Annotated in this window: 13 protein-coding genes; 10 read left to right on the top strand and 3 right to left on the bottom strand. The window is 71.2% G+C overall.

Going from position 1 to position 10,696, the window contains the following annotated elements; genetic code table 11:
* Positions 1 to 453: 453 nt before the first annotated feature.
* Complete coding sequence (locus tag ACFT41_RS21575) at positions 454 to 642, bottom strand: DUF397 domain-containing protein (protein ID WP_377587950.1); 189 nt, start codon at positions 640 to 642, stop codon at positions 454 to 456.
* On the bottom strand, positions 629 to 1,426 hold the full coding sequence (locus ACFT41_RS21570) for a Scr1 family TA system antitoxin-like transcriptional regulator (protein ID WP_377587951.1): 798 nt from the start codon (positions 1,424 to 1,426) through the stop codon (positions 629 to 631). The genes ACFT41_RS21575 and ACFT41_RS21570 overlap by 14 nt, the downstream gene beginning before the upstream one ends.
* 243 nt (positions 1,427 to 1,669) lie before the next feature.
* Here ACFT41_RS21570 and ACFT41_RS21565 point away from each other — a divergent pair, with 243 nt between their 5' ends.
* The 10 genes from ACFT41_RS21565 (at position 1,670) to ACFT41_RS21520 (ending at position 10,194) form a co-directional block, all read left to right on the top strand.
* The gene (locus ACFT41_RS21565) at positions 1,670 to 1,936 is read left to right on the top strand and encodes a hypothetical protein (protein ID WP_377587952.1); all 267 of its coding nucleotides are present in this window, start codon (positions 1,670 to 1,672) and stop codon (positions 1,934 to 1,936) included.
* Positions 1,933 to 2,205: a hypothetical protein gene (locus ACFT41_RS21560; RefSeq protein ID WP_377587953.1), complete on the top strand. Its 273-nt coding sequence runs from the start codon at positions 1,933 to 1,935 to the stop codon at positions 2,203 to 2,205. The genes ACFT41_RS21565 and ACFT41_RS21560 overlap by 4 nt, the downstream gene beginning before the upstream one ends.
* Entirely contained in the window at positions 2,198 to 2,482 is a 285-nt protein-coding gene (locus ACFT41_RS21555; RefSeq protein WP_377587954.1) for a hypothetical protein, read from the top strand. Before ACFT41_RS21560 ends, ACFT41_RS21555 begins: the two co-directional genes overlap by 8 nt.
* Positions 2,483 to 2,549: 67 nt before the next feature.
* On the top strand, positions 2,550 to 4,142 hold the full coding sequence (locus ACFT41_RS21550) for an amino acid permease (protein WP_377587955.1): 1,593 nt from the start codon (positions 2,550 to 2,552) through the stop codon (positions 4,140 to 4,142).
* 23 nt (positions 4,143 to 4,165) lie between these two features.
* Entirely contained in the window at positions 4,166 to 5,530 is a 1,365-nt protein-coding gene (locus ACFT41_RS21545) for a glutamine synthetase family protein (protein WP_377587956.1), read from the top strand.
* A 139-nt stretch (positions 5,531 to 5,669) separates the two neighbouring features.
* Positions 5,670 to 7,016, top strand: a complete 1,347-nt coding sequence (locus ACFT41_RS21540; protein WP_377587979.1) for an aldehyde dehydrogenase family protein — start codon at positions 5,670 to 5,672, stop codon at positions 7,014 to 7,016.
* Positions 7,017 to 7,021: 5 nt separating this feature from the next.
* Positions 7,022 to 7,789: a 3-oxoacyl-ACP reductase gene (locus ACFT41_RS21535; RefSeq protein WP_377587957.1), complete on the top strand. Its 768-nt coding sequence runs from the start codon at positions 7,022 to 7,024 to the stop codon at positions 7,787 to 7,789.
* A 101-nt stretch (positions 7,790 to 7,890) separates the two neighbouring features.
* Positions 7,891 to 8,439, top strand: coding sequence for a pyridoxamine 5'-phosphate oxidase family protein (locus ACFT41_RS21530; RefSeq protein ID WP_377587958.1), 549 nt, complete (start codon positions 7,891 to 7,893; stop codon positions 8,437 to 8,439).
* Between the two features lie 187 nt (positions 8,440 to 8,626).
* On the top strand, positions 8,627 to 9,484 hold the full coding sequence (map, locus tag ACFT41_RS21525; RefSeq protein WP_377587959.1) for a type I methionyl aminopeptidase: 858 nt from the start codon (positions 8,627 to 8,629) through the stop codon (positions 9,482 to 9,484).
* Positions 9,481 to 10,194 carry a VIT1/CCC1 transporter family protein gene (locus ACFT41_RS21520; protein ID WP_377587960.1) on the top strand — a complete coding sequence of 238 codons (714 nt, stop codon included), beginning with the start codon at positions 9,481 to 9,483 and terminating at the stop codon, positions 10,192 to 10,194. Before map ends, ACFT41_RS21520 begins: the two co-directional genes overlap by 4 nt.
* Here ACFT41_RS21520 and ACFT41_RS21515 read toward each other — a convergent pair.
* On the bottom strand, positions 10,169 to 10,657 hold the full coding sequence (locus tag ACFT41_RS21515; protein ID WP_377587961.1) for a nitroreductase/quinone reductase family protein: 489 nt from the start codon (positions 10,655 to 10,657) through the stop codon (positions 10,169 to 10,171). The two genes, ACFT41_RS21520 and ACFT41_RS21515, sit on opposite strands and share 26 nt — an antisense overlap.
* Positions 10,658 to 10,696: the final 39 nt, after the last annotated feature.

The following is a 10,696-nucleotide window of genomic DNA, read 5'->3' as shown; positions in this document are numbered from 1 at the left end:
CGGGCGGTCGTGCTTGATCCCTCCGCGGGCGGGCCCCGGCGAACCCCTGACGTGCTTGCGGTCCGTACGGTCCCTTTTCACGACAGGCTTGGCTGCCGGGGGAGCAAGATCGTGCTCGATCTTGCACGCCTGCCCCGCTCAACGGCGACTCCGGGAAGCCGCCCGACGCCGGAGCTGGGAGATCTTGGAAGCTGACGGCCCCTCTGGGGGCCTAAATCTTCCAAGATCTATGCGATCCTCGCCTGTCGGCAGCGACGCGATCCGTCTCTGGTGGCGGCGATCCTGTTGCCTCCTGTCTGAGGGCGGGTTCCGTGCTTCTTCGGACATCGACATGCCCATTAGGCTGTCCCGGCCCTACATGCCTCGCAAGATCCTCTCCTGGCTTCGGCTGTTGGGCGTCGCACGCGAAGCTGCTCTGTCATCAGGCGACCTCGCGTGCGAACCGAAGCGAGGTCAGGGGTGCTTGGTGTGCTCGACGAACGCGCGCCAGGTCTGCGGGGTGAACGCGAGCACCGGACCGGACGGGTCCTTGCTGTCGCGGACGGCGACCACATCGGCCAGGTTGTCGGCCACCTCGACGCATTCGCCGCCAGCGGTGTTGCTTCGGGTGGATTTCTTCCAGTTCGCGCTACTGAGGTCCATGTTGGCTCTCTACTTCCTTCACCAGGGCACCCGAGAGGTTGCGCGGAAGGGCGAGTCCCCGAACGCCCTCCCACCTTGTCAGAAGGGTAGCTACTCCGTCCTCTCCATTGACCACCGAGCCACCAAGCTGATTGTCAATATGTCCCACCCAGCTACCGTCGGCCAATCTCGCTAGCGCGAGCGGGCCGGACAGCCCGACATGCAAGCCAGTATCGGCGGGAATGACATGGATGTGGACGTGGGAGAGGTCGGCCATTCGCAGCAGGTGGGCGAGCTGTTCGGCCATGATGGCGTCGGTGCGGCGTAGGGCTGCCTCGTCGATCACGGCGACCACCTGCGGCGGGTGTTCGCGTACCAGGATCTCCTGCCGTTCCAGGCGGGCCGCGACCTGCCGTTCGACCTCCGCCTCGGGCTTGGTGTCGTCGAAGCGCAGCACGGCGCGGGCGTAGTTCTCGGTCTGGAGCAGACCGGGGACGAGCGTGGGGTTGAAGTATCGGAGCTGCGTGGCGTTGCGCTCGGCCTCCAGCCAGGGGCGGAACCACGAGGGCTGGCCGTCCCGTTCGGCCATCCGCAGCAGGGACTCGAACAGGCCGCCCGTGTCGAGCACCTCGTCCATTCGCTTGACGTACGGCTTGTCGAGCGGCCGGGTGCCGGTCTCCACCGCCGAGATCGTCGAGGCCGAGTAGTTCGCGCGTCGGCCGAGTTCCTCCTGGCTGAGGCCGCCGGCTGTCCGGATGCGACGGAGCTGCGTGCGTATCAGATCGGCGGTTTGCTCGCTTTCCATGCCTTCTCCAGGTTTTCGTCGTGATCGCCAGGCGTCGTCCGGTCCTGCCGAGCGCCGTCGAGGGCTGCCGAGCGCAGCGCGGTGATTCCAGACGTGCTCCGGGACCAGGCGTGATCGCTTCTCAGAGTAGTTCCGCGATCAGCAGACTGTCACCCGGCGGGCCGGTGTGCAGGGGTGTCGTCCGCCCGGTCTTGAGTCAGGGGAGAGGCGTATGCGCAGGCAGCGTGGCGGGCGGTACCCGGGGTGTCCACAGTGAATCCGCTGGTCGTCGTGGGTGACGTGTTGACGCTTCAGCCGTGTGACTACTGCATCGGGCAGGCGGTGTTGCGGCTGAAGGTCACCTACGTTCCCCGGTACGCGAACTTCCTGGCGTCGCGGTGGGTGCGGCTGGAGGGGCTGGAACTGCGCCCCGACGGCACGCCGTGCCGGGAGCGCGTCGTCATGGTCCGGGTGCAGGCGATCCGCGACGCCCCGCCGGTCCGCCCGGAGCCGGAGGTGCGGGGGCGGTGACGGGCCAACACCCGCCGAGGTACGCGGGCGGTCCCTGCTTCACCTGCGGCAGGCCGTGGCCGTGCTTCGACCGGCAGGTGGCGAGCCTCGTCGAGTTCGCCGGGATGGGGGACCTGCTCGCCGCGTACCTGGGCGACTGGTATCGGCTCGGGGTCGAGGAGCGCGGGCGGCGCGGCCTGCCGTTCGACCCGGAGCTGGAGGCGCGGCACCTCGGGTGGCTCGACATGGTCCTGCCGGCGCGGGGCGAGCGGCGCGGCGGCGATGGCTGACCCCGCGCCCACGGGGTTGAGGTGCGGGGACCTGCTGCACGTCACGCGGGCCGCCAGCGTCCAGTTCGTCCGGCCGATCTTCTTTCGGGTGATCCGCGTCCACGAGGACTGGCACACCTACCACGGGTGGCTGTGGCTCGACGGCTACGAGGTCGACGCGCGGGGCGACGCCGTGGCCCACCGCTCGATCTACGTGCAGCCGGCTGGGCTGCGCCGGCTGACCGCCGTCCCGCGTCCGGCGGCGGAACGTCCGGGGCGGCAGGCCGTGGCGTATTGACCGTGGTGATCGGCGGGACGAGACTCGGGCGCACGCGTTTCCGGCAATCCTCGCCAGGAGGTGTGCAGTGGCCACGACGCCCGCGCCGACCGCCGATCAGCCGATGGACGACGACGCCCGCCGGCTCGCCGAACTCGGATACCAGCAGGAGCTGCGCCGCAAGTGGAGCGGCTTCTCCAACTTCGCGATCTCGTTCTCGATCATCTCGATCCTGGCCGGCTGCTTCACCACGTTCGGCCAGGCGTGGAACAACGGCGGGCCGGTCGCCATCTCCTGGGGCTGGCCGCTGATCTCGCTGTTCATCCTGGTCATCGGCTTCTGCCTGGCCGAGCTGGTGTCGGCGTACCCGACGGCGGGCGGCATCTACTGGTGGGCGGCGAAGATGGGCCGGCCGGTGCACGGCTGGTTCACCGGCTGGCTCAACCTGATCGGCCTGGTGGCGGTCACCGCGTCGGTCGACTACGGCTGCGCCACGTTCCTCAATCTCACCCTGTCGGCGTTGTTCGACGGCTGGGCGGGGACGCTGCGGCAGGCGTTCGTGCTGTTCGTGATCATTCTGGCGCTGCACGGGCTGATCAACATCTTCGGGCACCGGATCATCGACGTACTCCAGAACGTCTCGGTGTGGTGGCACGTGGCCGGCGCGGCGGCGGTGGTCGCCATCCTGGTGTTCGTCCCGGACGAGCACCAGAGCTTCCAGTTCGTCTTCACCGAGCGGTTCGACAACTCCGGCTTCGGCGACGGCGGCACCGGCGGGCTGACCTTCTGGTTCTACGTGCTGCCGCTGGGCTTCCTGCTCACCCAGTACACGATCACCGGCTTCGACGCCTGTGCGCACGTCTCCGAGGAGACCCGGGGCGCCTCGAAGGCCGCCGCGCAGGGGCTGTGGCGGTCGATCTTCTATTCGGCGGTGGGTGGCTGGATCCTGCTGCTCGCTTTCCTGTTCGCCGCCACCGACGTGGACGCCATCAACGCGGCCGGCGGGTTCTCCGGGGCGATCTTCGAATCCGCGCTCACCCCGTTCTTCTTCAAGACCGTCATCATCATCTCCACCATCGGGCAGTTCTTCTGCGGGATGAGCTGCGTGACCTCGATGAGCCGGATGGCGTACGCGTTCAGTCGGGACCGGGCGGTGCCGGGCTGGCGGCTCTGGTCGAAGGTCGACCGCAACGGCACCCCGGTCAACGCGATCGTCGGCGCGACCCTGGCCGGGCTGCTGCTCACCCTCCCGGCGCTCTACGAGAGCCCGTCCGGCATCCCGGTGGCCTTCTACGCGGTGGTCTCGGTCGCGGTGCTCGGGCTCTATCTCTCCTTCGTCATTCCTATCGTGCTGCGGCTGCGGATGGGTGACCGGTTCACCCCCGGCCCGTGGACGCTCGGCCGCCGGTACAAGGTGCTCGGCTGGGTCGCGGTGGTCGAGATCGCGATCATCTCGGTCTATTTCGTGCTGCCGATCGTGCCCGCAGGGGTGCCCGGCCACGCCGACTTCAGCTGGTCGGCGGTCAACTACGCGCCGCTCGCCGTGGGCGGGGTCCTGCTCGTCGTGGCCGTCTGGTGGTACGCCTCGGCGCGCAAGTGGTTCACCGGCCCCCGCCGTACGGTCGAAGGGTTTGCCGACGCGGCCGGGGTGGGCATTGACGATGATCCGGTCAGGCAGTAGACCTTGGTGATGGAGGCCCGCGCATGAGCAGAGCACCGCTGTCCCTCGAAGAGCTACGGGCGGCGGTCGCCGCCGGCAAGCTCGACACCGTGGTGCTGGCCCTGGTCGACATGCAGGGCCGGTTGCAGGGCAAGCGGTTCCACGCGCCGTTCTTCCTCGACCAGGTGGCGGAGAACGGCAGCGAGGGGTGCAACTACCTGCTCGCCGTCGACGTCGACATGAACACCGTCGACGGGTACGCGATGTCGAGCTGGGAGCGTGGGTACGGCGACTTCGCCATGGTGCCCGACCTGGAGACGCTGCGCCGGGTGCCCTGGCAGCCGGGGACGGCGATGCTCCTGGCCGACCTGGCGTGGCTGGACGGCTCCGGGCCGGTGGCCGCCTCGCCCCGGCAGATCCTGCGCCGCCAGCTCGACCGGCTCGCCGCGCACGGGCTGACCGCGTACGCGGGCACCGAGCTGGAGTTCGTCTGCTACCGCGACTCGTACGAGGACGCCTGGCGGCGCGGCTACCGCGAGCTGACCCCCGCCAACCAGTACAACGTCGACTATTCGCTGCTCGGCACCGCCCGGGTGGAGCCGCTGCTGCGGCGCATCCGCACCGAGATGGCCGGCGCGGGCCTGACCCCGGAGAGCGCGAAGGGCGAGTGCAACCTCGGCCAGCACGAGATCGCCTTCCGGTACGACGAGGCGGTGGCCTGCGCCGACCATCACGTGATCTACAAGAACGGGGCGAAGGAGATCGCCGCCCAGGAGGGCATGTCGATCACCTTCATGGCCAAGCCGAACGCGCGGGAGGGCAACTCCTGCCACATCCACTTCTCGCTGCGCGACGCCGACGGCTGCTCGGCGATGCTCGGCGACGGGCCCGCCCACCTGAGCGTCACCGGGCAGCGGGTGCTGGCCGGGCTGCTCGACACGATGCGGGAGTTCAGCCTGCTGTTCGCCCCGAACGTCAACTCGTACAAGCGCTACCAGCCAGGCTCGTTCGCCCCGACGGCGCTGCGCTGGGGCGTCGACAACCGCACCTGCGCGCTGCGGCTCGTCGGCCACGGCCAGGGCATGCGGGTGGAGAACAGGGTGCCCGGGGCGGACGTCAACCCGTACCTGGCGATCGCCGCCCTGGTGGCGGGGGCGGTGCACGGCATCGAGCGGGAGCTGGAGTTGGGGCCGGAGTGCACCGGAAACGCGTACGACGATCCGGCCGCCGAGCGGGTCCCCGGCACCCTGCGCGACGCCCTCGGCCTGTGGGAGCCGTCGACGATCGCCCGCGCGGTCTTCGGCGACGACGTCCACGCCCACTACGCCAACCAGGCGCGCGTGGAGCTGAGCGCCTTCGACGCTGCGGTGACGGACTGGGAACTGACGCGAGGCTTCGAACGCCTCTGACGCCCCCGCCCCGCCCGCCCCTCCTTCCCGCGATCTTGCAGTTGGGGCCCCTGGTATGGGAGCTTGGCGGCATTTGCGGGGGCCGTAAGTGCAAGATCGCGCGAGCTGGAGGGGCGGCAGGGTGGGCGATGTGACGCGGGTGGTGGATCCCGCCAGCGGGAGCGTGGTGGGGGAGGTTGCCGCGATGGGGGAGCGCGAGGTCGATGCCGCCATCGAGCGGGCCGCTCGCGCGTTCCTGCGGTGGCGGGGGGTGGCGCCGGGGGAGCGGGCGCGGATGCTGCGGCGGTTCGCCGCCCTGGTCGACGCGCACCTGGAGGAGCTGGCCCTGCTGGAGGTGCGCAACTCCGGGCACACCATCGGCAACGCCCGCTGGGAGGCCGGCAACGTCCGCGACGTGCTCGACTACTACGCGGGCGCGCCCGAGCGGCTGACCGGCCGGCAGATCCCCGTGCCCGGCGGGCTGGACGTCACCTTCCACGAGCCGCTGGGCGTGGTCGGGGTGATCGTGCCGTGGAACTTCCCGATGCCCATCGCCGCCTGGGGGTTCGCCCCGGCGCTCGCCGCCGGCAACACGGTGGTGCTCAAGCCGGCCGAGCTGACCCCGCTGACCGCGCTGCGCCTGGCCGAGCTGGGCCGCGAGGCCGGCCTGCCCGAGGGCGTGTTCACCGTGCTGCCGGGCCGGGGCGACGTGGTGGGCGAGCGGTTCGTCACCCATCCGGCCGTACGCAAGGTCTGCTTCACCGGGTCCACGGAGGTCGGCACCCGGATCATGGCCGGCTGCGCCGCCCAGGTGAAACGGGTCACCCTGGAGCTGGGTGGCAAGAGCGCGAACGTCGTCTTCGCCGACGCGGACCTGGAGCGGGCGGCGGCCACCGCGCCGTACGCGGTCTTCGACAACGCCGGCCAGGACTGCTGCGCCCGGTCCCGGATCCTGGTGCAGCGCCCGGCGTACGACCGGTTCCTGGAACTGCTGGAGCCGGCCGTGCGGGCGCTGCGGGTGGAGGACCCGGCGCGGGAGACCGCCGAGATGGGCCCGCTGATCTCCGCCGCCCAGCGGGACCGGGTCGCCGGGTACGTCGACGGGGCGCGCGTGGCCTTCACCGGCTCCCGCCCCGACGGCCCCGGCTTCTGGTACGCCCCGACGGTGCTGCTCGCCGACTCGCCGGCCGACCGGCACTGGCGGGAGGAGATCTTCGGCCCGGTCGTGTCGGTGTTCCCGTTCGACGACGAGGCCGACGCGGTCCGGCTGGCCAACGACACCGAGTACGGCCTGTCCGGCTCGATCTGGACCCGGGACGTGGGGCGGGCGCTGCGGATGGCCCGGGCGGTCGAGGCGGGCAACCTCAGCGTCAACTCGCACTCCTCCGTGCGGTACTGGACCCCGTTCGGCGGGATGAAGCGCTCCGGGTTGGGCCGTGAGCTGGGCCCGGACGCGCTGCACGCCTTCACCGACGTCAAGAACGTGTTCATCGGCACCGAGGAGTGATCGGCATGCAGGGACGGCTTCAGGACCGGGTCGCGGTGGTGACCGGGGCGGGCAGCGGGATCGGGCTGGCCACGGCGCGGCGGTTCGCCGCCGAGGGGGCGCGGGTGGTCTGCGTCGACGTCGACGCGGCGGCCGGCGGGCGGGCGGCCGAGGAGGTGGGCGGCGAGTTCGTCGCCTGCGACGTGGCCGACGAGGCCGCCGTGCGGGACCTCTTCGACGGGGTGGCGCAGCGGCACGGGCGGGTGGACGTCGCGTTCAACAACGCCGGCATCTCCCCGCCCGACGACGACTCGATCCTGGAGACGGGCCTGGACGCCTGGGAGCGGGTGCTGCGGGTCAACACGACCAGCGTCTACCTGTGCTGCAAGTACGCGATTCCGCACATGCGCCGGCAGGGCAAGGGCTCGATCATCAACACGGCGTCGTTCGTGGCGCTGATGGGGGCGGCCACGTCGCAGATCGCGTACACGGCGAGCAAGGGCGGGGTGCTGGCGATGACCCGGGAGTTGGGCGTGCAGTTCGCCCGGGAGGGCATCCGGGTCAACGCGCTCTGCCCCGGCCCGATCGCCACCCCGCTGCTGATGGAGCTGTTCGCCGCCGACCCGGAGCGGGCCGCCCGCCGCCTCGTGCACGTGCCGATGGGCCGGTTCGGCCAGCCGGAGGAGATCGCCGCCGCGGTGGCGTTCCTGGCCAGCGACGACTCGTCGTTCATGACGGCCGCGCAGTTCGTGGTCGACGGCGGGATCACCGGCGCGTACGTCACCCCGCTGTGAGGCGGGGCCGGGGCGGGGCCGGTCCCCGCCCGGCCCCGCCGGCGTCCCGCCTGATGGTAAGGGGCATCCCACTTCTCGGTAGGCGGTGCCAGGATGGCGACATGAAGGTTCACGAGGCCATCGACGGGCGGCTGCGCGAATTCATCGAGGAACAGCCCGTCTTCTTCGTCGCCACCGCGCCCTCCGGGCCCGACGGGCACGTCAACGTCTCGCCGAAGGGCATGCGCGGCACCTTCGTCATCCTCGGCCCGCACCGGGTGGCCTGGGTCGACTTCCACGGCAGCGGCGCGGAGACGATCGCCCACCTGCGGCAGAACGGCCGCATCACGCTGATGTTCTGCGCCTTCGCCGGGCCGCCGAACATCGTCCGGCTGCACGGCCGGGGCACGGCCGTGACGGTGGAGGACGCCGGCTTCGCCGAGCGGCTCGCCGACTTCCCCGACCCGCCGGACCTGCACTCGGCCCGCGCGGTGATCACCGTCGACGTCGAGCGGGTCAGCGACTCCTGCGGGTACTCCGTCCCGCTGATGGAGTACCAGGGCGACCGGGACCTGTTGATCCGGGCGCACTCCCGCCGCACCGCAGAAGACCTGGTCACCTACCGGGCGACGAAGAACGCCGCGAGCATCGACGGCCTGCCGGTCTTCTGACCCCCGGCGACGTCCCGCCGGGTGCGACGCGGGCAACCGGCGCATCACGGTGTGGAGGCGTTACGTTGCTGGTCCGTCCGGGTGCAAGGCGGGGCACGGGAGCGGCACCCCCTTGACCCACGCAGCACACGATCGCACAGCGGAAGGGGCCCGGCAACAACCGGCCAGCCGGCGATAGGCTTGCGCCATGACCGTCCGTGCGCCGGTGACCCCCGGCACGCTCGCCCCGGCGCGACCGGTGCCGCCTCACATCGTCCGACCGGAGTACGTGGGCAAGAAGCAGCCGCGCCAGTGGAGCGGCTCACACGTGCAGACCCCGGAGACCATCGAGCGGATGCGGGTCGCCGGCCGGCTCGCCGCCCAGGCCACGCAGCTCGCCGGCGAGCACTGCAAGCCGGGGGTGACCACCGACGAGATCGACCGGGTGGTGCACGAGTTCCTCTGCGACCACGGGGCCTACCCGTCGACGCTGGGCTACCGGGGCTTTCCGAAGTCCTGCTGCACCAGCATCAACGAGGTGATCTGCCACGGCATCCCGGACTCGACCGTGCTCGCCGACGGCGACATCGTCAACGTCGACGTGACCGCGTACATCGGCGGGGTGCACGGCGACACCGACGCCACGTTCTGCGTCGGCGAGGTCGACGAGGAGGCCCGGCTGCTGGTCGAGCGGACCCACGAGGCGATGCTGCGGGGGATCAAGGCGGTCGCCCCGGGCCGGCAGATCAACGTGATCGGCCGGGTCATCGAGTCGTACGCCAAGCGGTTCGGCTACGGGGTGGTCCGCGACTTCACCGGCCACGGCATCGGGGAGGCGTTCCACAGCGGCCTCTACGTGCCGCACTACGACAGCCCTCGACCCACCGACGTGATGGAACCGGGAATGACCTTCACCATCGAGCCGATGATCACCCTCGGCACCTACCAGTACGACATGTGGGACGACGGCTGGACGGTCGTCACGAAGGACCGGAAGTGGACCGCCCAGTTCGAGCACACGATCCTCGTCACCGAGGACGGCCACGAGATCCTGACCCTGCCGTGAACGACACCCCGGCGGCGCTGCGCGAGGCGCACCACGCGGACGTGTCCGGCGGCTGGCTGCGGCCGGCCGTGTTCGGCGCGATGGACGGCCTGGTCACCAACATCGCCCTGATCGCGGGCGTCGGCGGCGGCGGGGTGTCGCCGCACAGCATCGTGCTCACCGGCGCCGCCGGCCTGGTCGCCGGCGCGATCTCGATGGGCCTCGGCGAATACACGAGCGTCCGGTCGGCCAACGAGCAGGTCGCCGCCGAGGTCGCCAAGGAACGCCGCGAGCTGGAACGGCATCCGGAGGCGGAGGCCCGCGAGCTGGCCGACGCGTGGGTGGCCCGCGGCCTGCCCCGCGACCTCGCCACGCAGGTCGCCGAGGCGGTGCGGGCCAACCCGGAGGAGGCGCTGCGGATGCACGTCCGGGAGGAGTTGGGTGTCGACCCGGACGACCAGCCGAGCCCGTGGGCGGCGGCGATCTCGTCGTTCCTGTTCTTCTCGGCCGGCGCGCTGATCCCGCTGCTGACCTATCTGCTCGGCGCCACCAGCCTGTGGCTGGCGCTGGCCGTCGGTGGGGTCGGGCTCTTCGCGGCCGGGGCGATCGTGGCCCGGTTCACCAACCGCCCCTGGTGGAGCAGCGGCCTGCGGCAGCTCCTGCTCGGCGCGGCGGCTGCCGCCGCGACGTACCTGGTCGGCACCCTCATCGGCATCCAGGGCGGCCTGTAAGGAAGGGCACCAGCCGGAAGACGCGGATCTCCCGCCCGCCGGCCCGCTCGACGTACGTCTGGTACGCCGGCCACTCGGTGATCAGCAGCTCCCACAGCCGGTCGCGTTCCGCGCCGGTGGCCACCTCGGCCCGCACCGCGACCCGCCGCCCCCGCACGTCGACCTCGGCGGCCGGGTCGGCGAGCAGGTTCAGCGCCCAGGCGGGCTGGTGCTGCTGCCCCCAGTTGGAGCCGACCACCACGTAGGCGTCGCCGTCCGGCACATACAACAGGGGGTTGCTGCGCGGCAGGCCCGAGCGGCGCCCGGTGGTGGTGATGACCAGCGAGGGGACCAGGCCGAGCGCGACCACTCGCCCCCGGGTGAGCCGACCGACCGCCCGGTCCACGGGGACGAGCAGCCGGATCGTGGCGCCGAACCAGCGACGATGGCCGAGGCGGCGGGTCAGGGTACCGATAGCGGACACGCCGTCAGTGTGGCACTCCCAGCAGGCTGTCAGTCGAGC

This window comes from Micromonospora sp. NPDC057141, from assembly GCF_042670805.1.
Lineage (GTDB): Bacteria > Actinomycetota > Actinomycetes > Mycobacteriales > Micromonosporaceae > Micromonospora.
The sequence above is the reverse complement of the archived record's forward strand: the minus strand, read 5'-3'. Positions and strand labels throughout refer to the sequence as shown.